Source organism: Ferruginibacter sp. (assembly GCF_049840995.1).
GTDB lineage: Bacteria > Bacteroidota > Bacteroidia > Chitinophagales > Chitinophagaceae > Ferruginibacter.
In genome coordinates, this window is the sequence record NZ_JASGIP010000003.1 from 583,029 (window position 1) to 607,786 (window position 24,758).

The 24,758-nt window shown below is 42.9% G+C and carries 18 protein-coding genes; 8 read left to right on the top strand and 10 right to left on the bottom strand.

From position 1 onward, the window contains the following. Positions 1–35: 35 nt before the first annotated feature. Complete coding sequence (gene pnuC, locus QM738_RS04140; RefSeq protein WP_462275407.1) at positions 36–2,138, top strand: nicotinamide riboside transporter PnuC; 2,103 nt, start codon at positions 36–38, stop codon at positions 2,136–2,138. Positions 2,139–2,147: 9 nt separating this feature from the next. On the opposite strand, the gene QM738_RS04145 is transcribed toward pnuC, so the two are convergent. Together QM738_RS04145 and QM738_RS04150 are read right to left on the bottom strand one after the other, a co-directional pair. Beyond that, entirely contained in the window at positions 2,148–3,701 is a 1,554-nt protein-coding gene (locus QM738_RS04145) for a GMC oxidoreductase (protein ID WP_462275408.1), read from the bottom strand. Positions 3,702–3,705: 4 nt separating this feature from the next. After that, on the bottom strand, positions 3,706–4,101 hold the full coding sequence (locus QM738_RS04150; protein ID WP_462275409.1) for a hypothetical protein: 396 nt from the start codon (positions 4,099–4,101) through the stop codon (positions 3,706–3,708). Positions 4,102–4,666: 565 nt separating this feature from the next. Between QM738_RS04150 and QM738_RS04155 the strand changes: the two genes are divergently transcribed. The 3 genes from QM738_RS04155 (at position 4,667) to QM738_RS04165 (ending at position 10,949) form a co-directional block, all read left to right on the top strand. After that, positions 4,667–9,013, top strand: a complete 4,347-nt coding sequence (locus QM738_RS04155) for a PKD domain-containing protein (protein WP_462275410.1) — start codon at positions 4,667–4,669, stop codon at positions 9,011–9,013. Positions 9,014–9,169: 156 nt separating this feature from the next. Continuing rightward, complete coding sequence (locus QM738_RS04160; RefSeq protein ID WP_462275411.1) at positions 9,170–10,027, top strand: polysaccharide deacetylase family protein; 858 nt, start codon at positions 9,170–9,172, stop codon at positions 10,025–10,027. A gap of 154 nt (positions 10,028–10,181) precedes the next feature. After that, positions 10,182–10,949 carry a Bax inhibitor-1/YccA family protein gene (locus tag QM738_RS04165; protein ID WP_462275412.1) on the top strand — a complete coding sequence of 256 codons (768 nt, stop codon included), beginning with the start codon at positions 10,182–10,184 and terminating at the stop codon, positions 10,947–10,949. 49 nt (positions 10,950–10,998) lie between these two features. Here QM738_RS04165 and QM738_RS04170 read toward each other — a convergent pair whose 3' ends face one another. From QM738_RS04170 to QM738_RS04185, 4 genes are all read right to left on the bottom strand, one after another. Beyond that, complete coding sequence (locus QM738_RS04170; RefSeq protein WP_462275413.1) at positions 10,999–11,397, bottom strand: arsenate reductase ArsC; 399 nt, start codon at positions 11,395–11,397, stop codon at positions 10,999–11,001. Continuing rightward, on the bottom strand, positions 11,394–11,882 hold the full coding sequence (locus QM738_RS04175; protein WP_462275414.1) for an N-acetyltransferase family protein: 489 nt from the start codon (positions 11,880–11,882) through the stop codon (positions 11,394–11,396). The genes QM738_RS04170 and QM738_RS04175 overlap by 4 nt, the downstream gene beginning before the upstream one ends. 160 nt (positions 11,883–12,042) lie before the next feature. Next, positions 12,043–12,378, bottom strand: a complete 336-nt coding sequence (locus tag QM738_RS04180) for an ArsR/SmtB family transcription factor (protein WP_462275415.1) — start codon at positions 12,376–12,378, stop codon at positions 12,043–12,045. A gap of 112 nt (positions 12,379–12,490) precedes the next feature. Beyond that, the gene (locus tag QM738_RS04185; RefSeq protein ID WP_462275416.1) at positions 12,491–13,282 is read right to left on the bottom strand and encodes a TIGR00266 family protein; all 792 of its coding nucleotides are present in this window, start codon (positions 13,280–13,282) and stop codon (positions 12,491–12,493) included. A gap of 176 nt (positions 13,283–13,458) precedes the next feature. Between QM738_RS04185 and QM738_RS04190 the strand changes: the two genes are divergently transcribed. The 4 genes from QM738_RS04190 to QM738_RS04205 are packed head-to-tail and all read left to right on the top strand — an operon-like array spanning position 13,459 to position 17,696. Continuing rightward, complete coding sequence (locus tag QM738_RS04190; RefSeq protein ID WP_462275417.1) at positions 13,459–14,229, top strand: SDR family NAD(P)-dependent oxidoreductase; 771 nt, start codon at positions 13,459–13,461, stop codon at positions 14,227–14,229. Positions 14,230–14,284: 55 nt separating this feature from the next. Continuing rightward, positions 14,285–15,130, top strand: coding sequence for a hypothetical protein (locus QM738_RS04195; RefSeq protein WP_462275418.1), 846 nt, complete (start codon positions 14,285–14,287; stop codon positions 15,128–15,130). Next, complete coding sequence (locus QM738_RS04200) at positions 15,072–16,871, top strand: MGH1-like glycoside hydrolase domain-containing protein (RefSeq protein WP_462275419.1); 1,800 nt, start codon at positions 15,072–15,074, stop codon at positions 16,869–16,871. The genes QM738_RS04195 and QM738_RS04200 overlap by 59 nt, the downstream gene beginning before the upstream one ends. Positions 16,872–16,901: 30 nt before the next feature. Continuing rightward, positions 16,902–17,696, top strand: a complete 795-nt coding sequence (locus tag QM738_RS04205; protein WP_462275420.1) for a DUF481 domain-containing protein — start codon at positions 16,902–16,904, stop codon at positions 17,694–17,696. A gap of 79 nt (positions 17,697–17,775) precedes the next feature. Here QM738_RS04205 and QM738_RS04210 read toward each other — a convergent pair whose 3' ends face one another. From QM738_RS04210 to QM738_RS04225, 4 genes are all read right to left on the bottom strand, one after another. Then, positions 17,776–21,369, bottom strand: a complete 3,594-nt coding sequence (locus tag QM738_RS04210) for an efflux RND transporter permease subunit (RefSeq protein WP_462275421.1) — start codon at positions 21,367–21,369, stop codon at positions 17,776–17,778. A 75-nt stretch (positions 21,370–21,444) separates the two neighbouring features. Further along, a complete protein-coding gene (locus QM738_RS04215; protein ID WP_462275422.1) occupies positions 21,445–22,674 on the bottom strand; it encodes an efflux RND transporter periplasmic adaptor subunit in 1,230 nt (409 codons plus the stop codon). Between the two features lie 33 nt (positions 22,675–22,707). Beyond that, positions 22,708–24,108, bottom strand: coding sequence for a TolC family protein (locus QM738_RS04220; protein ID WP_462275423.1), 1,401 nt, complete (start codon positions 24,106–24,108; stop codon positions 22,708–22,710). Next, the gene (locus tag QM738_RS04225) at positions 24,086–24,724 is read right to left on the bottom strand and encodes a TetR/AcrR family transcriptional regulator (protein WP_462275424.1); all 639 of its coding nucleotides are present in this window, start codon (positions 24,722–24,724) and stop codon (positions 24,086–24,088) included. The genes QM738_RS04220 and QM738_RS04225 overlap by 23 nt, the downstream gene beginning before the upstream one ends. Positions 24,725–24,758: the final 34 nt, after the last annotated feature.

Consider the following 24,758-nt stretch of genomic DNA (forward strand, 5'->3'; position numbering starts at 1 on the left):
TGTAATGCCGTTACTATACAACACACCAAAACTTTATGCAGAAAAGCACCTTTAAACTTTTATCCACCTTATTTTTTTTACTGCTGCTTCAATATGGCAATGCCAATACTTATTACATCAGCCCGAACGGTAACGATGACCATGGCAATGGCAGCGCAGGCAGCCCCTGGCGCAGTTTGAACAAAGCAACATCCTCCGTTACCAATGCCGGCGACATCATTCATGTACTGCCCGGGAATTATAACGAGATCGTGCGCTGCAAACTGGCAGCGGGCGTAAGCATAGAAGGCGAAGGAGAAAAATCTGTGATACAATCCAGCCTTACAGAAGAGTTTGTGGCCATCATCATCGCGTTTTCGGACGAAGGCGTGGATGGCAACCAGCATATCAGCAATTTAACACTGGATGGTAATAATGCCACTACATCGTGGGCTATAGAAATAAGGGGCAGAAAGAATATGAGCATACATGATTGCATCATCCGCAATTTCCAGGATCGTGGTGTGGTGTGGACCGGCAGGGAAGACAATGAAGAAGGGCCACCAAAGATATACGCCACCGGCAACAGTTTTTATAACAACACGGTTACCAACTGCGCCAAGTATGATAATTACGGCAGAGGCTGCCTGAACATTGGCGGACAGGAAGGTATGCTGATCTACAACAATAAGATAACGCAAACCGGCAGGGCCCGTGGCGCCAATGGCTGGCCTATCAAATATTACAACGGTGGTTATTTAAGAGGCTGTAAGATCTACAACAATACTATCATTAAAGAAGCCTATGATGGCATTAGCTGGGATTTTGCAATTGAACTCTTCAATGAATCAGGACTGGAGATATACAATAATACGATTGTGGGTGCTATTGATATCAACCACCAGGTAAAGAACGATTACCGGTTCAGCGTTTACATACACGATAATATCATTGGCCCCGCCAGCCTGCAGCCCAGGTTCGAGAACGGCATTACCATGGAGTATGAAAGCGAAAGTGTTATTATTGAACACAATCAAATAAAAAATGTGGCCACGCCCATTTACTTTACTCCACGGGAAGGCTGTATCATCAGCGATATACAGATAAGGAACAATACCTGCGAAAATATTGGTGTGGCAGATAAAAGCCAGCATGGCTATGCCATCAATTTCATCAGTGGCGGGCAGAGCTACTTCATCAATAATTTTGTGGTGGATAACAATAAATTCCTTGCCAGCGAAACTGCCAAACCTTATTATGGTATCGGCTTTGCCGGGGCAACTTTTGCCAATAACATTAAAATACTCAACAACACCCTTAAAAATTTCAGCGTGGCAGCTATTACGGCCAACCCTGCATTTGTAATTGATACTATGCTGGTAGAGGGCAATACATTTTCGGGTAATGGTAATGGTAATAACCCGTTTTTTACCAGGGGCATACCTACCAATTATACATTCCGGAAAAATACCCGCAGCAGTTTTTCCGGCTCCAATGCCTCATTCAATCTTACGCAGCGCATAATACGTCCTGTGTATTACGAAGTGATGAATAGCAGCGTGCTGGATCTTATTGCAATGGCCGCATTGATAGTGGCCTTCTTTCTTTGCAGCAGGGAGAATGTATATTTCTTTCCCCTGTTCATGATATATAAAGCTATCATGCTCTTCATTGGTTTTGACCAGGAGATGAACGGGGCAATTGGTGTAAACCTTTGCTACCTGCTGCTGTGTACCTATGGCTGGAAGCTATGGCTGAAGCGGGACCGCAAAAAACACCGCATTGTACGTGTTACTTCTTCGGCGGGTAAAGACTGGTTGATACAGGCCGCTATCTTTGCCGCATCTTTTGCAATGCTTTTTATACTGATGCAATATTTTAAAAAGAGTTTTGGAGCATTGTCTTATACATGGGCCGGCGCACTGGCCGAAGCCACTTTCTTTACCGGCACCTGGCTTTTGGTAAATAAAAAATTTGAAGCCTGGTACTGGATGATCGCATCAGCCATTATTTCGGCCAGTTTATATTTTATGAATAACTACCTTGTAAATACAGGCTGTTACCTGGTGGTTATTGCAACTGCTGTGATCGGTTTTTATCAATGGAAGAAAAGAAAAAACCACCGCAGAAGGTCTGCAGTGGTTGCCCCGGTTCAATAAACCAGTTATTTAAGTTGTCTTGATGCGGTCTTTTAAATGATCGGCCAGGCGCAGGCTCAATGCCACTACCATAAAAGTAGGATTTACCGCACCGCCTGTAGGAAAACAGGAAGCACCCGCCACATATAGGTTATTGATGCCATGCACTTTGCAATTGGCATCCACTACGCCCTGTTTGGGATCATCGCTCATACGGGTGGTGCCCATGTGGTGCCAGCCACCGCTTACCAATGAAGAAGGTACGCTGGTATCTTTTTCATCCAGCATAAAATCGGGTATCCGTACCCGTCCGATACCGGAAATACCGATCTGCTGTGCAAACAATTCTGTTATCTTGGTTACCGTTACTTTATCCGGTGGCGACATTTCCCAGTTCAGGTTGGCCCTTGGCATACCCAGCGAATCTTTTTCTTCGCTTAGCTGTACCCGTGAGTCGGGGTTGGGCACCTGTTCCATCCTGGTGGTGAGGCCATAAGTTTTATATATTCTCGAGGCCATGAAATGCCTTTCAAAAAATCCTCTCTTATCGGTACTGTTGCGTTTGTTGAACGAGTCAAGGCTGGTACGTGGATCATCTGCCGACCACATTTTTATATTCGACATCCTGTTCTTGGTAAACTCCAGCGGCGTAAGCGAAATGGTGCCGTTCATTATCTTCAGTTCGATCTGTTTTTTTGCAGATACGGCCAGCTCTGCCCTTTCGGTAATACCCTTACCCATTTTATACAGGTCCAGCGTATCGGAATTGGTGAGCCACAGCTCGCCCGATTCTATATGCGGATGCTCCATGAAATACCTTCCTACAATATCGTTATCATTGCCCAGGCCTTTGGGCGCCTGTTTGTTACAGGCCAGCAATATCCTGGAGTTTTGTATGGAGCAGCAGGCCATTACAAAATATTTCGCCTTTACCGTATGCTGTTTGCCGGCGTAGTTCTTTACCACCACTTCTTTTATTTCGCCCACATTTTCGTTGGCCACAATATCCACTACATTGGCGTACGTGTACAGGTGAACGTTAGTTGCACCTACCATGGTATCTTTATACTTGGTACCAAACCGGGTTGGCGGGCTGAACTGCCACATTTTATTCCAGATCACATTCTCATCCAGTGGTAATGACTTTAATGCAGGATTCTTCTGCAACCAGTATTTTACATCCCACTCGCAGGGACCCAGGTCCAGTATAGGATGGGCACGGGGATAGAAGGGTTCAATATCTTTTGGCTTGATGGGCCAGCCGCTGTTGGCCACCCAATCCCGCTTTTCAAAATCCAGTGCATCAAAGGTGGAGCACATACCACCCCAGTGGCCGGTGCTGCCGCCAAAATAGTGCAGCCTGCTGGCCTTCATCGGAAAGTAAGGTTGCCCGGTAAGTTTACCATTGTACAGTTCCTGTACTTTATCATCGTATTCAAAACCGCCGCCTTCCAGCAGTATCACTTTATAAGGGGTATTCATCCATTGCAGCGCTATACTAATGCCCGCAGCGCCCGTACCAACGATACAGATATCGCCTTCTATTACGGAATGATCATCCATTTGCCTTGCATCGATATGCATATTATTACGTGTTGGGTTTTAATGATAAAAGTGCACACTGGCGTGCTTCTGTAACAGCAATGAACCAGCCTTTGATGATGAGGGTATTATTGGCAACAAACTCGTTGTGGATCTTTTGAGTTAAAAGCGCCGCCACAGCATCCGCATCAGAACTGCCTATCTTTTTATTATTGCTGTCGGTAAGCAGCAGGTTTGATAGTTTACTGCGGTCATTCTCCGCAGGCACCATTTCGCGGTATTTGGCGCCAATGGCACGCAGTTCTGATTCATTACAGAAACTGGCGAGCATATCAGAAAATACCAGTGGATCTTTTCTTGTATAGCGTTTCTTAAAATAATAAGCAACAGGCAGGCCTATTGCTACTACAGCAGCGGAAATAATAAAGTTTCTTCTTTTCATATCACCATCAGGGCACTTAAAGAGAAAAAAGGTTTATGGTTTGGGTTTAAACATAATAAATATAGTAATAACTCATTCACCGATATAATATTGTTGATTTATTTTTTTAATGTAGAATTTATACTATTTATTAGGAAAAATTATATATTTTATTTTTTCGCCCCTTACTTAGATTTTTTTGTGAAAACACAATTACTAATTGCATTAATTATCAACTCAAAAGCCTTGTTTTTTTGAAAAAATACACTCAAATCTAAAAAAACTAGCAGTTTTTGCATCATTTTTTTAGCATGAAAATCACAACATGCTGATATTTAATAATATTTATAAAATGCCCGCCAGCACTGTATTTTTTTTGTTAAAAAATGCCAACATGTTATAAACATGGTGTTGAAAAATAAAAACTAGCATAGTATTTGTTAAACGCTGAATTAAAATCTAATATTCCTAATTTGAGCAATCAATATATACCCAAAGATTTCTATGAACAATAAAGACTACTGCTTAGTCGTTACAGAAACGATAGAAGCAATTTTATATCCAATAACATCTTATCAAAAATCCTATGAAACTAATCTTACTAGCCTTTAGCTTCTTATTGGCTGTTACCACAAACGCAACGACGTATTATATCAGTCCGAGTGGCAATGACGCCACCGGTACCGGTACTATTACAAATCCCTGGAAAACATTGTACAAAGCCTGCAATACGGTTACCGGTGTAGGCAATATCATCCATGTTACTGCGGGTACCTATAACGAAACACAGCGTTGTAATCTTGCTGTAGGTGTAAGCATTGAAGGTGAAGGCACCGGTTCTTACATTACTTCAACAGCTATCAACACCGAGTTTGCCGAAGTACTTTCCCTGTATTCAGCTGCAGAAGGTACGGATGGTAACCAGCAGATCAGCAACCTGAAATTTGACGGGCAGATGATCACCTACCAGGGCATCAAAGTGATAGGCCGTAAGAACGTAGCTATCCATGACTGTTATATCACCAACTATATCAACCGCGGTATCATCTTCAGCGGACGTACGGATAACACCAACAATCCTCCAACAGTGTATGCAACCGGCAACAGTTTTTATAACAATACGGTTATCAACTGTGCAGAGTATGATCACAGCAGGGATTATGGTGCAGGTTGCCTAAACATTGGCGGACAGATGGGTATACAGATCTATAACAACACCATTACACAGAACAGCAGGCCCGAAGGCTACAACGGCTGGCCTATTAAAGGTTACCTGAATGGCTTTATCCGTGGCGGAAGGATCTACAATAATATATTGACCAAAAAACCACTGGCCAACGGCAATGGTGGTTATAACTGGGATTTTTGTATTGAACTGTTTGATGAAAGCGGTTTGGAAATTGATCACAATACCATCCGTGATGGTGGTATCGATTGTAACCACCAGCGCAAAGGCAACTATGCTTACAGCGTATGGATACATGATAACGACCTGCAGCTGAACAACCTTTCCGGTTTTGGTGAAAGCGCTGTTACACTGGAGTTTCATACTGAATATGCGATCGTTGAAAATAATACCATGACCAATTACAGGAATGGTATCATCTTTACGCCACGCCCTAATGATACCGTTAAAAATGTTACCATCCAGAAAAACCTGATGAGCAATATCAACGGTGGTTATTTTATTACCATGAGCAATGGTGATGCAGGCCTGGTGTTCGACAGCATCAAGATACTGAACAATACCATGGTGGGTAATTTGCTGAACAAACCCAACTTTGGTGTTGACTTTCCTTATACTTCCAGCGGTTCTTTCAGTCATTTTGATTTTAAGAACAATAATGAAGGTAATGCCAACAACATGCTGCGCCATGGCGGTTCAGTAGGTTTAAATGGTTTGGCAGTTACCAATAATAACTTTTACGGGTATACGCTGATCACCAATTTTGTGGGTACGCAGCCTTCGGCTTATACCTACAGCAGCAACCTTACCGTTACACCGCTGTATGCATTGTTGTACACACTGCTTTTAGGTTCGCCTTTGATCGATGCCGGTGTAAATGTGGGACTGCCTTTTAACGGCAACAATCCTGATATTGGTTATGCTGAAACCGGCGCTTCCGGTAATATTGCGCCTACTGCCAATGCAGGTGCAGATCAAACCATTACTTTACCTACCAGTACTGTAAGCCTTAGCGGTAGCGGTACTGACCCTGATGGAACTATTGCATCTTATACCTGGACCAAAATATCCGGGCCAACTGCAGGTACTATTACCAACTCTGCACTGGCAGCCACTACGGTTACCGGTTTGGTGCAGGGTGTATATAAATTTGAATTAAAGGTTACGGATAATAATAATGCTGTAGGAAGGGATACTATGCAGGTAACTGTAAATCCTGACCCAAACGTGCCCCCCACCGCTAATGCGGGACCGGACCAGGCCATTACCTTACCAACTAATAGTGTAAGCCTTAGCGGTAGTGGTACTGACCCTGATGGTACAGTTGTTTCTTATGCCTGGACAAAAGTATCAGGTCCAACTGCAGGCACTATCACCAATGCAGCAGCGGCTGCCACCACTGTAACAGGTATGGTACAGGGTACTTATAAATTTGAATTGAAAGTTACTGATAACGGTGGTGCTGTGGGAAGGGATACCATGCAGGTGATTGTTAACGCTGCGCCAAACGTAGCCCCTACTGCCAATGCAGGTCCTGATCAAACCATTACTTTACCTACCAGCACTGTAAGCCTTAGCGGTAGCGGTAACGATCCTGATGGCACCATCGCTGCTTATGCATGGACCAAGATATCAGGCCCAACAGCTGGTACTATCACCAATGCAGCTGCGGCTGCCACCACTGTAACAGGTTTAGTACAGGGTGTATATAAATTTGAATTAAAAGTTACTGATAACAGCGGTGCTGTAGGAAGGGATACCATGCAGGTAACTGTAAATCCCGATCCGAATATTGCGCCTACTGCCAATGCAGGTCCTGATCAAGCGATTACTTTACCCACAAATAGTGTAAGCCTTAGCGGTAGTGGTAATGATCCGGATGGCACGATTGTTTCTTACGCCTGGACAAAGATATCAGGCCCAACTGCAGGTACTATTACCAATGCTGCAGCTGCTGCCACTACTGTAACCGGTATGGCGCAGGGTACTTATAAATTTGAACTGAAAGTTACTGATAACAGCGGCGCTGTGGGAAGGGATACGATGCAGGTGATTGTTAACCCTGCTCCTAACGTAGCGCCTACTGCCAATGCAGGTGCCGACCAGGTGATCACTTTACCTACCAATAGTGTAAGCCTTAGCGGTAGTGGTAATGATCCTGATGGTACGATTGTTTCTTACGCCTGGACAAAAATATCTGGTCCAACAGCTGGTACTATCACCAATGCAACAGCTGCTGCTACCACTGCAACCGGGCTGGTACAGGGTGTTTATAAATTTGAATTGAAAGTTACTGATAACGGTGGCTTGACCGCTACTGATACCATGCAGGTTACTGTTAACCCGGCTCCGAATGTTCCGCCTGTTGCCAATGCAGGCAACGATATTACCATCACCCTGCCTACCAACTCAGTTACGCTGAATGGTAGCGGTACAGATGCTGACGGTACTATCACCGGTTATTTGTGGACCAAGATCTCCGGACCTGCCGGCGGTACTATCAGCAATGCAACTGCTGCAAGTACAACCGTTACCGGTTTAACACAAGGTGTGTACAGTTTTGTTTTAAGAGTTACTGATAACAGCGGTGCTACCGATACTGATACCATGCAGGTAACTGTAAATCCTGCTCCGAATATTCCGCCTGTTGCCAATGCAGGTACGGATATCTCTATCACACTGCCTACCAACTCTGCCACACTGAATGGTAGTGGTACAGATGCTGACGGAACTGTTGTAGCTTATTTATGGACAAAAATATCCGGCCCTGCTGGTGCACCTGTTATTACCAATCCTAACAGTGCGGTTACCACTGCTACCGGTTTTACAGCGGGTATCTACAAATTTGAATTAAAAGTTACTGATAATAATGGTGCTACTGATGTGGATACGGTACAGGTAGTGGTATTTGCACCAAATATTCCGCCTACTGCCAATGCAGGTTTGGATCAGTCGATCACTTTGCCTACCAACTTTACTACGCTTTCGGGCAGTGGTAATGATGTGGATGGAACTATCATTGCTTACAGCTGGATCAAAGTTTCCGGCCCGGCCAACTCTGGTACTATCAGCAACCCTGCTGCAGCAGTAACCAACGTAACCGGTTACACCGTTGCCGGTGTATATGTATACCAGTTAAGGGTAACCGATAATAACGGCGCTACTGCTACCGACCTGGTACAGGTAACTGTTAACCCTGAAAACATTCCGCCGGTGGCCAATGCAGGTCCTGACCAATTCGCTACTTTGCCAAACAGCACTGTTACATTGAATGGTAGCGGAACGGATGTGGATGGTACCGTGGTGAGTTACAAATGGAGGCAGATATCTGGCCCTGCAGATAAACTTACTTCACCCAACAGCGCAGTAACTGTTTTAAGCAACCTGATCTTAGGCTCTTATAAACTGGAACTGACCGTGACGGACAACAAGGGTGCAACAGGTAAAGACACTGTGAATGTAACGGTGGACATGGTGGTTGCTCCTGATCAGAATGCGGTGAAAGTTTATCCAAACCCTGTTGTGAGCAATACTACCCTGGACATCAAATCAACCACTTTTAATACTGCAGTTTTAGCAACTATTACTGATATGAATGGCAAAATGGTTTACCAGAAAAAACTGGTACCGGGCGCTTACACCATTAAAGAAAACCTGAACCTGGGCAATCTTTCAAAAGGCACTTACTTTGTAACGGTGTACTTTAACAGCCAGGTTAAACAAACAGTCAAGATAGAGAAACAATAAAAGATCTCTTTAAATAATTAAAACAGCGGAAGAATTCTTCCGCTGTTTTTTTATGCTGTTACCGGTATTATACAATATTTAACAAGCCGGATTTGGAAACCGCCCCGGTGCACTGATATATTTACTGTATCAATTAATTTTTTAACCAAAAACTTTATGGACCCTGACGCTGAAGCTGAGCAAGCCGCTTCACAAATTTTAAGAACCACTTTTATTACTGTTGTTTTTACCGCCTGCAATTATTACAAAACCGAAACAACAGCCTCCGTATCCACTATCCAGTTTTCTTTACCCGACTCTACCAACAAAACTCAAGTAGTAACAACGTCTTTACCCAAAAAGAAAAGTAAAACCATTTACCTCACTTTTGATGATGGCCCCAACAAAGGCACCCGTAAGATGATGCATATTGTTGAGGAAGAACAGGTACCTGTTACCCTTTTTATTGTTGGCCAGCATGTGTATGGCAGCAAAGAACAAACCGCTACTTTCGACAGCCTGGTGGCGTGCCGGTATTTTGAAATTGCCAACCACAGTTTTACCCATGCTTTTGAGAACAAGTTTGCAAAGTTCTATACAGTGCCCGACAGCGCTTTGAAAGACTTTGTACGTTGCGCCGACAGTTTACATTTAACGGCCAATATCATCCGCACACCGGGAAGGAATATCTGGCGCACGGCAAACATTACCAGCACCGATATTACGCAAAGCAAACCGGCGGCAGATAGTTTGCACAAAGCCGGTTTTACCGAAGTGGGCTGGGACCTGGAATGGCATTACAATCCATCGCTTACCTTGATGAACAACAGCGATGAAATGCTGCAGCAGGTAGACAGTATGTTCACACATGCCAAAACAAAAACCCCGGGCCACCTGGTGATACTGGCACACGACCAGGTATATGCCGATGCTACAGACTCTTGTGAATTGCATGAATTCATTAAAAAGCTGAAAGCGAAGAACGAGTACAATTTTGAGATGGTGAGCAAGTACCCGGGATTGAAGACTGAGTAACCTGGGTCGAGACGCTCCTAGCGACCTGAACCATAGAGCGTGAGACATGAGTAGTCAGTGGTGAGTGGTGAGTATTTTAGCGAAGATGGTTCAGGCGGAATTGCTATGAAATCTGGGGCAAATTGATTAATTTTACTATCTAAATTTTACAACTATGGCTTTATTTGAATCCGGTAATCCTGCCTTATCAGAAAAGAGGTTCAGGGATACAGTTTTAGATGATGTGGTAACACACGAAAATGCAATGACCGTAAAAGGTACTTTGCAGAAGTTTGGTTTTTTAATGATCATGGTACTGGGTACTTCTTTTTATTCCTGGAAAGAGTTTGCAGAAGGAGGAAGTGTAATGCCGTTGATACTGACCGGTGCAATTGGCGGTTTGATCGTGGCGTTGGTAGTTTCTTTTAAAAAAGAATGGAGTCCTTACCTGGCCCCTGCTTATGCTTTATTTGAAGGTTTGTTTGTTGGTGCAATATCTGCTTATTACAGTGCAGCTTTTGCAGCAAAGGCGCCGAATATTATCATTAATGCTGTAGGCTTGACACTTGGTACTGCTGTAGCAATGTATTTGCTGTATAGTTTTAGAGTGATAAAGGCCACTGAAAAATTCAAATCTGTTATCATCACTGCAACCATGGGTATCGCTATTTTTTACCTGATCGTTTGGGTGATGCGGATGTTTGGTTTTGATAACATGACCTTCCTGCATGAAGGAAGCGCTTTGGGTATTGGCTTTTCATTATTCGTAGTAGCTATTGCTGCACTCAATCTTATTTTAGATTTTGATATGATTGAGCAAGGTGCTGCAATGGGTGCTCCAAAGTACATGGAATGGTACGGCGCATTCGGTTTACTCGTTACTATTGTTTGGTTGTATTTAGAGATACTGCGTTTGCTGAGCAAGCTTAACAGCAGGAACTAAACGTACAATAAAGAATAATAAAAAAGAGGTTCATTGCTGAACCTCTTTTTTATTGCAATGTTTCGATCAATGCTTTTACTTTTTGTTGTATCAGATCCCTTACTTCATTGAATGCTGCCGGTTCCATGTTTTTGGGGTCGGGTATCTGCCAGTCGATGAATTGCCTGGCAGGCATCCAGGGGCAGGCATCGCCGCAGCCCATCGTTACTACTGCATCAAAGGGTGCAAATGCTTTTACTTCGTCCAGGCTTTTGCTTTCATGTTGAGAAAGATCATAGCCCAGCTCCTTCATTGCAGCAATGGCCTTTGGATTCACAATACCGCTGGGTTTGCTGCCGGCGCTGTATGCTTCCACATTTTCGCCACCAGCCATTTTTGCAAATGCCTGGCTCATTTGAGAACGGTTGCTGTTTTCGATACAGACAAACAATAATTTTATTTTTTTCATACTCCTGTTATGGTGCTTCTTCTTTCTAATAATAAAGTATCCCGCCAAATGCCGTTCATCTTTCCGATCTTTTCTCTTCGGCCGATAATTCTAAAACCACAGTCCTCATGGACCTTTATGCTGCCGGTATTTTCTGGAAAGATGCCCGCCTGCAAGGTCCAGAAATTATTTTTTTCGCTCCCGGTTATCAATGCTTCCAATAATTTTTTACCAATACCTTTTCCTCTTTCAGCTGTAGCCACGTATACACTTACTTCTCCTACTCCTGCATATACACAGCGGCCGCTCACAGGTGTAAGTGCTGCCCAGCCCAATACTTCGTCATTTTCAACTGCTACCAATCTCGGCGTTCTTACATGCCCTTCGTCCCATTCTGTCCATTCCGGTGCAGCTGTTTGAAATGTAGCGTTGCCGGTGGCAATTCCTTCTTCATAGATCTTTTTAACAGCAGGCCAATGTGTTGCAAGCATGGTTTGTATCAGCATGGTGGTGTTTTTAAATGATAAAAACCGTGTAGCCTAAGGCTACACGGTTTAATTTTTAGCAGCAGCCCATTCCTTCCAGGCCGCCGCAGCATCCGCCGTTTCCGGGGTCTTTTGCATTTGTGTTCATGGCTATTCTGTTTTATGGTTAAAAAATAATTTTTCAGCAACAGGCTTTTTCGTTCTGCACTTTCAGTTTGTTGAATAGAAAACTGAATTCGTTCATAAATTTTTCAAAAGCCTTCCAGTTGATGCAATAGCAATTGCGTGGTCCATCTATTGTACCGTCTATCAGCCCTGCCTGTTTCAATTCTTTTAAATGCTGGCTTACGGTGCTTTGTGCTAATGGCAACACATCCACTATTTCGCCACAGATGCATTCGTTGCGCTGTGCCAGTATCTTCAGTATGGCTATACGTGCAGGGTGCGCCATGGCTTTTGCAAATGCTGCCAGATCCTGCTCCTTTTGTGTAAACGCTTCTTTTTTGTTGATGGCCATTTTTTAATCTTATATCGCAAATATACGATAAAAGAAATCACACCGCCAAATTTATTTACAATAAAAAGGCCCGTGGTTTTAACCCCGGGCCTTGCTCGTATATCTTTTAATATTATTCCCTGCCATCCAGCAGGTTACCTAATCCGCCCAAAATACTGCCTTCTTCCTTACGGTTATAGGTGCCGTATTGCATAATGCGGCCCGCCAGGCGGCTGATAGGCAACGATTGCAGCCATACTTTACCCGGGCCGGTCATTTTTGCAAAGAACAAACCTTCGCCACCGAACATCCAGTTCTTGATGCCCCGTACCATTTCAATATCAAAATCAATTCCGGCAGTGTAGGCCACCACGCAACCGGTATCTACTTTTAAAATTTCTCCTGCCTGTAATTCTTTTTGTATCACGTATCCACCCGCATGCGCAAATGCCAGGCCGTCTCCTTCCAGTTTTTCCATAATAAAACCTTCACCGCCAAAAATGCCGGTACCCAGCCTGCGCTGAAATTCAATGCCGATGCTTACGCCTTTTGCTGCGCAGAGAAAAGCATCTTTTTGTGCAATGATCTTACCTCCGAGCTGGCTCAGATCGAATGTAATGATCTTACCGGTGTAAGGCGCTGCAAAACTCACCCGCTTTTTGCCTTGTCCTACATTGGTGAATGCGGTCATAAACAAACTTTCACCCACCAGCAGCCTTTTACCGGCGCTGAATAATTTTCCGAGTAAACTGTTATCGCGTTGCTGGCTGCCGTCGCCAAAAATGGTCTGCATTTCTATTCCGTTGTCCATCATCATAAAAGCGCCGCTTTCTGCAATGGCTGTTTCATTCGGGTCCAGTTCTATTTCTACAAACTGTAATTCTTCCCCGTAAATTTTGTAATCAATTTCGTGTGCTGTTGGCATGGTTATATTTTTTGTAAATATAATTCTATTGCAAATGGTGTGGGCACGAATTACATCAATTTTCACGAATGGTAGCTGCAAGGGTTGGACAGCTTATCACGACCCCATTAACGGTTGCTTTACCAAAAACCCGGTAAGCCTATTGCATATTTGCCGAACTTCAATAAAAAATATTTATGGGAAAATTCTCTGGTAAAACAGCTTTAATAACCGGCAGTGGCCGTGGTATCGGCCGTGCTATTGCGGTAAAGTTTGGTCAGGAAGGAGCGAATGTGATCGTGAACGACCTGCGGGATGATGATAATGCTAAGGAAAGTGTGGCGCAGGTGCAGGCAACAGGCGCCAAAGCAGTATTTATACAGGCCGACATCAGCAAGGTGGAAAATGTACAGGCATTGGTGGCGCAGGCTGTACAGGCATTTGGTCAGATTGATATCCTCATCAACAATGCCGGCGTGGAAATTCATGCGCCATTTTGGGAAGTGACCGAACAGCAATACGATATTGTGATGAATGTGAATTTAAAAGGCATGTTCTTTTTAACGCAGGCTTTTGTAAATCATTTAAAAAATACCAATCGCCCCGGTGTGATCGTAAACAACAGCAGTGTGCATGAAGAGCTGCCCTTCCCGAATTTTACAGCCTACTGCGCCAGCAAGGGCGCTATGCAAATGGTAATGCGTAACCTTGCAGTGGAACTGGCGCCGCTGAACATCAGGGTGAACAATGTTGCACCAGGCGCTATACGTACACCCATCAATGCCGATCTTTTAAGCAAACCGGAGTTACTGGGCCCTTTGCAGAATAATATTTCTTTACACCGCTTAGGCGAACCGGAAGATGTGGCGAATGTAATGGCTTTTTTAGCAAGTGATGATGCCAGGTATGTTACGGGTAGTACTTATTATGTGGATGGTGGTCTGGCATACCATTATACAGAACAATAGATCTAAATATTTCTTTTTTTAAATAATATTCATTACTAACTGTTATTCATACACGATGAATGAAGAACAACAAAGATTGAATGAATACAATGCCGGCAAAAAGAACTGGCTGCAATGGGGCTGTTATTTAAGCGAGCGGCAATGGGGCACGGTGCGGGAGGATTACAGCGCCGGTGGTGATGCATGGAATTACTTTCCGCATCACCAGGCCATCAGCAGGGTGTACCGCTGGGGAGAAGATGGCATTGCCGGTATCAGTGACGAACAGCAGTACCTCTGTTTTGCTTTATGCATGTGGAATGGAAAAGATCCTATTTTAAAAGAACGATTGTTTGGCCTCACCAATGGCGAGGGCAATCATGGTGAAGACGTGAAAGAATTGTATTACTACCTGGATAATACCCCCACGCACAGTTATATGAAGTACCTGTACAAATATCCGCAGGCAGCTTTTCCTTATAATGATCTGTTAACTGTAAACGCAGGCCGCAGCAAACTGGAACCAGAATACGAACTATTGGATACGGGTATCTTTAATGAAAATAAATATTTCGATATCACTACTGAATATGCCAAAGCAGACACAGATGATATTTTAATCCGCATTACCATTTGCAACCGTGCAGATGAAGCAGCCACGCTTCATTTATTGCCCACTTTATGGTTCCGCAATACCTGGAAGTTTGGCCTTACCAAAGAAAAAGTATCCATGGCTTTACAGGATGATGGCGTTTCAATCAAAACACAGCACGAAAAACTGGAGGACTATTATTTTTATTTTCAGCAGGCGGATAAAGTTGTATTTACCGAAAACAAGAACAACAAAAAATTATTGTGGGGCAATGCTGATAAACATCCCTGCAGGAAAGAATGCTTTTCATTATGCACTCATACAAAATGACCTGGATTTTTTAGCGCATAAAACAGAAGGTACAAAAGCGGCGCCTTTATATATTTTAGATGTAGCAGGAGGAGCAAGTACGGTTGTTCATTTAAGGCTTACTACTAAACAATTACAGCAACCTTTTGATGATGCTTTTACTGCTTGCTTTGATCAGCGGAAAAAAGAAGCGGATATTTTTTACAAGGGATTGATCAAAGAAAACGAATCTTCGCAACATGCCGCAGTGCGCAGGCAGGCTTTGGCCGGAATGTTATGGAGTAAACAGTTTTATTACTACGACGTGGCCACCTGGTTGCAGGGCGATGCCATGCAGCCCGTTCCCCCGCAGCAAAGATGGAATGGCCGCAATGCAAACTGGATGAATTTTAAAGCGGCTGATATTATCAGCATGCCGGATAAATGGGAATATCCCTGGTTTGCCGCCTGGGATCTTGCATTTCATACTATTGCCATTGCGGGTGTGGACAGCAATTTTGCAAAAAAGCAATTGCTGTTATTATTCGGCGAAAATTATATTGCAGCAGATGGACAATTGCCTGCCTATGAATGGAATTTCAGTGATGTGAATCCCCCGGTGCAGGCTTTGGCAGCGCTGGAGATCTGCAGGATAGATAAAGAACGTTTTGGCAAAGCGGACCTTTCTTTTTTGCAAACCATTTTTCCTTTGCTGTTAAAAAATTATAACTGGTGGCTGAGCAGGGAAGATGCCAATAACAACAATGTTTTTGAAGGCGGCTTTTTAGGTCTGGATAATATCAGTGTATTCGACCGCAGTCATGGTTTGCCCGAGGGCGGCAGACTGGACCAGGCGGATGGCACTGCGTGGATGGCGCTGTTCAGTTTAAATATGCTGGAGATCGCTTTACAGCTTTGTGCCATTGATAAAAAATACGAGGATGATTGTTTAACTTTCTTTGATCATTTTGTACAGATAGCAGGATCGCTGCAACAGATCGCCAAAGTATGGGCTGATACTGATGCGTATGATGATGGTTTTTTTTATGATGTGCTGCAACTGCCCGATGGCAGAAGTATCCCTGTTAAGTTGCGGTCCATTGCAGGCATTATTCCCTTGTTTGCTGTACTTTGTATCAGTAAAGAGCAGTTAAAATATGCGCCGCGTTTAAAAAAGCTGTTGTACAATTTTGAGAACGGCAACGAGCGTTACCAGATCGTTGATGATGTGCCAGAGAAAGGAGTAACTTTACTTTCCTTATTAACGCCGGCGCAATTAAAATCTTTGCTGCCTGTTTTATTCAGTGAGCATGAAATGTTATCAGCGGGCGGTATACGTTCTGTAAGTAAGGTATACGAAGAAGGATTTTTATTTGAAGTGGATGGCACCGATTATGGTTTAAAATATATGCCCGGCGAAAGTGACACCGGCATGTATGGTGGCAACAGCAACTGGCGCGGCCCGGTATGGATGCCGTTGAATTACCTGATCGTTCGTTCTTTAAAAATATTCGCAGGTTTTTATAAGAACGAGATCAGTTTTTATTTTTCTGGCATACCGATCACACTTGCAGACGGAGCAAATGAGTTATCCAACCGGCTGATCAACATGTTCATACCTGCGGAAGATGGCAACAGGCCGATACATGGTTCTTCCAATATCTATCAAACCAAATATTTTGAAGACCTTATTTTGTTTTACGAACATTTTCACGGAGAAACATCACATGGTATTGGTGCTTCGCATCAAACGGGGTGGACAGGGCTGGCGGCGCTTTTATAAAAATACTTAACCGATCAATTGCTTCCTGTTTTGAAAAAACTATTCTTCTTTATTGTTACCTGCTGTTCGGTACATTTTGTGCAGGCGCAGATATTAACTATTGATAATACCGATACGGCTGATTATACCCGTAAAACTATTTGCAATGCAGACCTCTCCCTTTCACTGGAAGGTGATAAACAACAGGTATTATTGCTGGATGCCAGCAATGCTTTTAATTTTCAATTACAGCATTATAAGGAATTGCTGATACTGGCTTCCAGCTATCGTTTTACCTATGATGGCGGACAGGATTTTTTAAATTCAGGTTTTGTGCACCTGCGCTGGAGGCATGGTTATAAAAATAAATGGCAACCTGAAACCTATGTGCAATATCAATGGGATGAAGCAAGGGGCATGCTGCACCGGTTTATTACAGGAGAAAATGCCCGCTACAGTTTCTGGCATAAACACAATTGGGAGTTGAGCGCCGCTTCGGGCATAATGTATGAAACAGAAACCTGGAACTACCGGGCGGTTGACTCTGCTTTGAAACCCCAGGTACCGCAAAACCAGGTAACCAGTTTATTGAAATCAAACAATTATGTAAAGATCGAAGGAAAGACCTCGCCCAGCAGCACGTTTTCTTTTATTGTTTTTTACCAGGCTCCTTTTGAGCACTTTTTACAACAATATCGTGTAGCCACCAGCGTTAAGTTTGCTGTTTCTTTTGCACGGCATTTCGATCTTGCAATGGCGTTCAGCAGTTTGTACGATTCCAAACCGGTGGTGCCGATCTTTAAATTCTATTATAATTTCTCCAACGGAATTGTGTATAGGTTTTAAATAAAAAAAGAACCGGGCTTTTAGCCCGGTTCCATCACGATAAGCAAATTTATATAAAGGGTTCTTCAATTTTACCTTTTTACAGCCAGCTGCCGGCTATAACCTCATCTTTATTCTTCATTCTCTTTCTTCTTTTGCTTACTTCAATACGATGAACGATCATAGTAACGATCATTAAAGGAATAAAGAGGAAGATCAATGGAGGGATTCCCATAAAGCTGATCCATTTTCCACCGTACATTCTTCTCATCGGGCGCCTTAATCTTTCTGCGATCAGGTACATGGATGGCACAATGATCAATGTCATAAAGAATGCAAAGGCCAAACCAAAGATGATCGTCCAACTTAACGGTTTCCAGAATGCCACGTTATCACCACCAAAGAAGATATGCGGATTCAATTCGGAGAATAACGTAACGAAATTAATATTAAAGCCTACTGCTATCGGGATAAATCCGAGTATCGCTGCTAATGCCGTAAGCAACACAGGAATGATACGTGTTTTACCTGCAGCAATAACTGCTTCTCTTGTCTTCATGCCTCTTCCTCTCAGTTCTTCTGCAAACTCTATCACCAGGATACCGTTCTTCACCACGATACCCGCAAGCCCCACAATACCTAAACCGGTCATTAATACAGAAGCTGTCATACCTGTAATTGAAATACCCAGCAGCACACCGATCACACTGAATAGAATTTCAGTAAGAATGATCACTGATTTACTTACCGAATTGAATTGCAGAACAAGTGTAAGTAAGATCAATCCCAATGCGATCATCAACGCTTTACCAAGGAACGCACCTGTTTCTGCCTGTTGTTCCCCTTCACCGGTTTGTTTGATCGTAACACCGTCTGCCTTTTTAGTGAATGATGCGATATGCGTTGCTATTACCTGGTTCACGCCTGTTGCATTATAACCCTGTGTAGTCAATACATTGGAACGTAATGTGATCAACCTTTTCTGGTTCTTTCTTTTTACGCTACCGAAAGTGCTGGTAGGCTCAATAGAAACCAGCGAGCTGATCGGTATATTTTTAACTGCGCCGCCACTGGCCATATCACGGAAGGAAATACGCATGTTTAAAATACTCGACAGATCTTTACGCTGTAATTCATTATTACGCAATTGTATCTTGTATTCATCTTTACCTTCCTTGATCTTCGATACTTCCTTACCAAACAATGCGGTACGTATCGCCTGTCCTACCTGTGCTGATGAAACACCCTGGATCAACGCACGTTCACGGTCAACCGTCAAGGTGATCTCAGGATTATTCAGATCCACATCCATTTTTAATTCTTCCACGCCCGGCACCTGTATTGAATCCAGGTAGTTTTTGAGGTTTACAGCTGTTTTAACCAGGTTATCAAAATCTTCGCTCGCTACTTCAATATTGATGGGGGGATCGGTTGGAGGTCCGCCGCTTTCCTGGTCCACACTGATCTCTGCACCCGGTATACCGGTAATGGCTGCACGAATCTGGTCAAGGTATGGCCTGGTATTTACACCGTGCCGTTTTTCAAATTCAACAAAGGATACCTGTACCCGGCCCAGTTCACTCCTTGTACTTCTATCACCAGCAGCAGGGTCGCTTGCACCAATAGCAACATTACTGATCACGCTTTCTACTATTGGATTCTTTTTACCTGTTGCATAATCAATCCCTAAAACCTTATTCACTTTTTCTTCCAATGTTCTCGTAACAGAATCGGTGTATTCCACGCTTGTACCTACCGGTAATTTAAGATATACATATATCTGGTTGGGATCTGCTTTTGGAAAGAACTCAACGCCTACCCTGCCACTTTTTACGTTGACCATAAATAAGAACACCGATAAAAAGAGTAAGACTACAGTGCCGAGTAATAAATGAACAGGGCGCCATCCTTTCAATGCCCAACGCAACAGGTTTTCGTAATGGCTCATGATCCATGGCAATACTTTATTCTGGAATTTGTGAATGGCGTCATCTAACACATACCTGTTGAGCAATACAAGCAGCATAAAAAAGATCAGCAGGTTACCGAGGAAAGTAAAGCCTCCAAGATCAAGCAGCAGTCCTATTCCTATCACGATCCAAAAGCTAGGTTTTTTGAATATGGCAGATTTAGGTTCTTTTTCTCCTTCGGGGTGGTTCATGAAATCAACCGCAAAAACAGGGTTCATAATAAATGCCACTACTAACGATGCTGCCAAAGTAAAAATAAGCATCGTAGGCAGGTACACCATGAAGCGCCCGATGATACCCGGCCAGAAAAGCAGCGGGAAGAAGGGAGCCAGTGTAGTAAGGGTTCCTGCCAATACCGGAACAAATACTTCACCTGCGGCCATCTTAGTAGCAGACTGTACGGTTAATTTTCCTTTACCTTCAGTAAAAATGCGGTGTGTATTTTCAATTACCACAATGGCATCATCCACAATAATACCCAGCCCGAAAAGAAGGGCAAAGAGCACAATAAAGTTGAGCGTTACATGAGAGCCAATAATAAGGTCGGCCCCGGGGAGGAAAACGAATGCTACAAACATACTCAACGGCACACTTAGTGCAACAAAGAATGCGTTGACGACTCCCATAAAGAACATGAGTACGATCAATACCAGGATAAAGCCTATCACAATAGAGTTAACAAGATCAGTAAAAGATGTTCTTGTTTTTATACTCTGATCACCTGTAACTACTGCTTTCAGATTTTCAGGATATATCACACCCCTGTTTTCTTCCACCACTTTTTTAACCGCATCACTTGTTTCAATCAGATTCTCGCCGCTTCGTTTTATGATATTAAGTGTAACCACGTTTTTACCATCCAGGCGGGCAAAACTTTCTGCATCCTTAGTGGTATCTTTTATCACCGCAATATCTTTTAAATAAATGGGGAAGCCGCCAGTGTTGCGTATCAGTACTTTTTCAATATCAAATGCTGTATGGAACTGGCCTTTCAACTGCAGGTTCCTTTTCATGCTTCCCACATCCAGCAAACCGCCGGATATATCGAGGTTCTCTCTCTGTACAGCACCAGTGATATCATCAAATGTAACTCCGGCTGCCTGCATGCGGTTATTATCAACATTTATCTGGAATTCACGTTCCGGTGCTCCTACTATATCGATACGATTGATCTGTGGAATTTCTTCCAGTTTGTCTTTCATATCGTCGGCAATTTTTTTCAGCTTTGCCATATCATAATCTCCGCTCAGGTTCACATACATGATCGGCTGATCGCTGAGGTTCACTTCCAGCGCTGTTGGCTCCTGTGTAAGGTCATTGGGAAGATCCTGTTTGGCTTTATCTATCGCATCTTTTACTTTTTGCAGGGCAATATCTGTTTTTACTTCCGTATCAAACTCCACTACTATAGCAGAGTAATCCTGTTGTGATGTGCTGGTAAATTTTTTGATCTTTGCGCCTGTAATACCCTTGATCTGTTTTTCAATCGGTCTTGTTACAAGGTTCTCGATATCTTTTGGTGAATTTCCTACATATACCGTCTGTACATAAATAGTAGGAATAACGATCTCGGGAAACTGCTCTTTTGGTAGGGTTGTAAATTGGTATAAACCTGCCAATGTTACAAATAACATCATCAGGTAAATAGAAGTCTTGTTTTTTACGCTCCACGATGTAGGCCCAAATTCTTTAAATTTCTCTCTTATATTTTGAACTACGCTCATACAATTGTTTTGTAAATGAATATTATTTTATTGCCGGTTTAAGGCAATAACTTGAATTATAATTTAGAAGAGATACTATTTTGTTGCATCTGTTTTTAATTGCTGCCCTTCGTATAAGCCTGCATAACCGTCAGTGATCAGTGCTTCGCCTGCTTTAAGCCCGGTTTTAATTTCCAGGATATCGCCATTCAACATACCGATATTTACAGGGCGTTTTCTTGCTACCAGTTTACCATTTTCTGTGCTGGCGATCATCACAAATTTTCCTTTTTCATCATTCTGCAAGGTCTTTAATGGAATTGCGATCGTGCTCGGTGCATTGTAATCCCTTATCTTCATCAATGCGATCTGGTTGGGTTTTAAAGCAGGGTCCTGTGCCAGTCTTGCTTCTACCACAAAGCCCCGATTGATAAGATCGATAGAGGCGCCAATAAAACTTACTGTTGTATTAATGGTTTTATTAAGATCCGGAAATGAAACTATAACTGCTGTGCCCTTGCCCACAGTACCCAGGTAATTTTCCGGGATATTACTCACTGCCTTAAGCTGGCTGGTATTTACAATTTTGATCTGTGGTCCTGCAGCAGTACTACCAGTAAACATTTCGCCTACACGAATATTCACTACATCTGCTACGCCTGAAACATCACTATATACATTGGCGGTACTCATTTGTTCCTGCGCCACTTTTACCTGTTCGCCAATAGTTGCCAACTGGTTTTCCAGTGATGTCATATTTGTTTTAGCAGTGAGCAATTGTACTTCTGTTCCTATGCCCTGCTGCCATAAATTATTTTGTCTTTCGTATAAACTTTTTGCAAGGCTTAATTGTGTTTTAACACCTGCCATTTGCTGTTGTGTTGCTGCCACCTGCTGGCGCAGCAAAGCATCGTCCAGTCTTAAAAGTAATTGCCCCTTTTTTACAAAGTCTCCTTGTTTTACCAAAACAGCTTTTACCACTCCGCCAGCACCCAAACCTGAGCTCCTGGGCGCTATATAAGAAATATTCTCAGCGTCTACCTTGCCTTGCAATTCTATATAATGCGAAAAATTTTCCAGCACGATCGGTGTAGTTGCCACCAATTTTATTTTGGCCGGGTTAGCATTGCTCGTATCCAGTTTTGACAGTTCTTCCTGCAGTTTTGCGATCTGCGCATCGTTCTTATCTTTTTCGCCTTTAAGTTTTTCCAGCTGTGCTTTCTTATCATTCAATGCTGCATCGCCTTCTTTTTTACCACTGCCACCACAGCTTGCTGTTACTACAGCCATTGTAATAATTAATCCTAATACTTTTACCTGTTTCATATTATAGTTTTGATACTTTGTGTGAATGATGATTTATAATTTTCCTGCGGCTTTTAACCAGTCTATTTTTGCATTGATGGCATCGTATAAACTGCTGTAATAATTATTCTGGGCCACCTTTAAATCTGTTTGTGCGTTATTTATTTCCAGGTTACTGCCCAGGCCCTGCTCATATTTTTTCTTGGTGGTGTTATATACTTTTTCTGCCAGTTCAATATTGCGTTTTTGATTATCCACTGTTGCCATTGCCGTCTTCATTTTAATACGGCTCTGTTCCACATCCGCGTCAATATTCAATTTCAACTGGTCGATGCTGTTCTGCGTTTGTTTCAGTTCTATCCTGGCCTGTTGTATCTGTGCATTTTTTGAAAAGCCCGAAAAAATAGGAACAGATAATTTAAATCCTACCAGGGAAGTAGTATACCAGTCGCCTTTTTCAAAAAAGCTGAAGCTATTACGCTGTGCATTTTTTCCATAGCTCGCAAATGCTGCCAGTGTTGGTAATTTGCTTAACTGGTAACGCCTTACATTATAAGAACCCAGTTTTTCTGCAATATTCAGCAACTGCATTTCTTTACGGTCATTGAAATTGTAACTGCTGTCCAGTATGTTCGCTTTTAATTCATCTTCATTAATGGAGTCAGTCAATACCAGCTCTTCCGCCTGCGGCATACCCATCAGGAATTTAAGGCCTGAATTACCCACCTGTAACGAGCTTTCAAATTTTATTTTTTCTGTACGGAGATTATTAAGCTGTACAGTTGTTTTATCCACGTCAAGTCTTTCTGCAAATCCATTCTTGAATATCTCTTTTGTATCGCTCAGCAATTTTTCCAGCAATTCAATATTTGCATCGATAGAGCCGACCTGCTTTTTACCCACCACCAGCTGGTAGTATATCTTGTAAATATTCACTTTTATCTGCTCTTCGGTAACTTCTGCCGTTTTTTTATAATAATTCAAAACAGCATCACGGGCCATCAGCCCAATAAATACCTGTCCGTCGAACAACAATTGACTTACATCAAGTGTGCCGCTCGCATTCCAGGAAGTACCAAACTGTGCCGGTATGCTTCCAAAGCCACCTGCAGGCATGGTGATAGGCTGACCATTACCGTCTTTTACGCCTTTATCGATCAATACCTGGTAAGTGGCAGGACTGATAAAATCAGGTAAAGTGGTAACAGGGATATTAAAATAATGTGTAGTACTAGCACTGGCACTTACCTGTGGGTATGCAGCAGCGGTAACCTGCCTGTTTGCCTGCTCCTGTTTTTGTACTGCCAGCAATGCATTTTTTACAGTTGCCGAATTCTTGTTGGCATATTCTATACATTGCTTGATACTGAATTCATTTTTCTGCTGCGCCATAGCGCTCGCAGATACCAACACCATAGTTAATACAGCGGAGTTAGTGAGCCAAAATTTTTTCATTAGTGTTCGTCTTTTTAGTTCTGTCTTGTTGATATTTGGTAATTAACTTATGTCCTTTTACGGTTGCCATGCCGAATATAAAATTCAGGGTGAGTTCTATTTCTACTTTCAGCATATTGTATTTATTCTTGGGAAATATCAGCTGGTTAAACGGCATCATCATCGTTTCCAGCCTTAGTTTTATCAGCACGTCTATATCAAGATCATTGCGGTATATTTCTTCGGCAATGCCCCGGTCAATATTCTCCCGCATCACTTTATACAAAAAAGAATATTTGTGTTGCTTGAATTTTTCAAAGGATTTGGGATAATATTTCTCCAGTTCAAATAATATGATCGGGTTCATGTTCTGGAACATCTCCTGCATCATATCAATGGCCAGGAATACTTCGTGAACAGCATCTTTGGCACTGTCCCTGTCCTTCATACAACAATCCTGGTTATGCTTTATCACATCCACCATCACGGCATCCACCAGCTCGTCCTTATCGGCATAATACTGGTAAATTGTTTTCTTGCTAACCCCCATCTGCACTGCAATCTCATCCATGGTTACGCTGCGTACACCGTATTGCATGAACAGGTCGTGGGCCTTTTGTTTTATTCTGTCTTTCAATTTTCTTATGCTTAAATCAGGGGCAAAACTATGG

Excerpts from the sequence above, each read along its gene's own strand:
- pnuC (WP_462275407.1), top strand. The coding sequence starts at position 36 with ATGCAGAAAAGCACCTTTAAACTTTTATCCACCTTATTTTTTTTACTG.
- QM738_RS04145 (WP_462275408.1), bottom strand. The coding sequence starts at position 3,701 with ATGCATATCGATGCAAGGCAAATGGATGATCATTCCGTAATAGAAGGC.
- QM738_RS04150 (WP_462275409.1), bottom strand. The coding sequence starts at position 4,101 with ATGAAAAGAAGAAACTTTATTATTTCCGCTGCTGTAGTAGCAATAGGC.
- QM738_RS04155 (WP_462275410.1), top strand. The coding sequence starts at position 4,667 with ATGAAACTAATCTTACTAGCCTTTAGCTTCTTATTGGCTGTTACCACA.
- QM738_RS04160 (WP_462275411.1), top strand. The coding sequence starts at position 9,170 with ATGGACCCTGACGCTGAAGCTGAGCAAGCCGCTTCACAAATTTTAAGA.
- QM738_RS04165 (WP_462275412.1), top strand. The coding sequence starts at position 10,182 with ATGGCTTTATTTGAATCCGGTAATCCTGCCTTATCAGAAAAGAGGTTC.
- QM738_RS04170 (WP_462275413.1), bottom strand. The coding sequence starts at position 11,397 with ATGAAAAAAATAAAATTATTGTTTGTCTGTATCGAAAACAGCAACCGT.
- QM738_RS04175 (WP_462275414.1), bottom strand. The coding sequence starts at position 11,882 with ATGCTGATACAAACCATGCTTGCAACACATTGGCCTGCTGTTAAAAAG.
- QM738_RS04180 (WP_462275415.1), bottom strand. The coding sequence starts at position 12,378 with ATGGCCATCAACAAAAAAGAAGCGTTTACACAAAAGGAGCAGGATCTG.
- QM738_RS04185 (WP_462275416.1), bottom strand. The coding sequence starts at position 13,282 with ATGCCAACAGCACACGAAATTGATTACAAAATTTACGGGGAAGAATTA.
- QM738_RS04190 (WP_462275417.1), top strand. The coding sequence starts at position 13,459 with ATGGGAAAATTCTCTGGTAAAACAGCTTTAATAACCGGCAGTGGCCGT.
- QM738_RS04195 (WP_462275418.1), top strand. The coding sequence starts at position 14,285 with ATGAATGAAGAACAACAAAGATTGAATGAATACAATGCCGGCAAAAAG.
- QM738_RS04200 (WP_462275419.1), top strand. The coding sequence starts at position 15,072 with ATGCTGATAAACATCCCTGCAGGAAAGAATGCTTTTCATTATGCACTC.
- QM738_RS04210 (WP_462275421.1), bottom strand. The coding sequence starts at position 21,369 with ATGAGCGTAGTTCAAAATATAAGAGAGAAATTTAAAGAATTTGGGCCT.
- QM738_RS04215 (WP_462275422.1), bottom strand. The coding sequence starts at position 22,674 with ATGAAACAGGTAAAAGTATTAGGATTAATTATTACAATGGCTGTAGTA.
- QM738_RS04220 (WP_462275423.1), bottom strand. The coding sequence starts at position 24,108 with ATGAAAAAATTTTGGCTCACTAACTCCGCTGTATTAACTATGGTGTTG.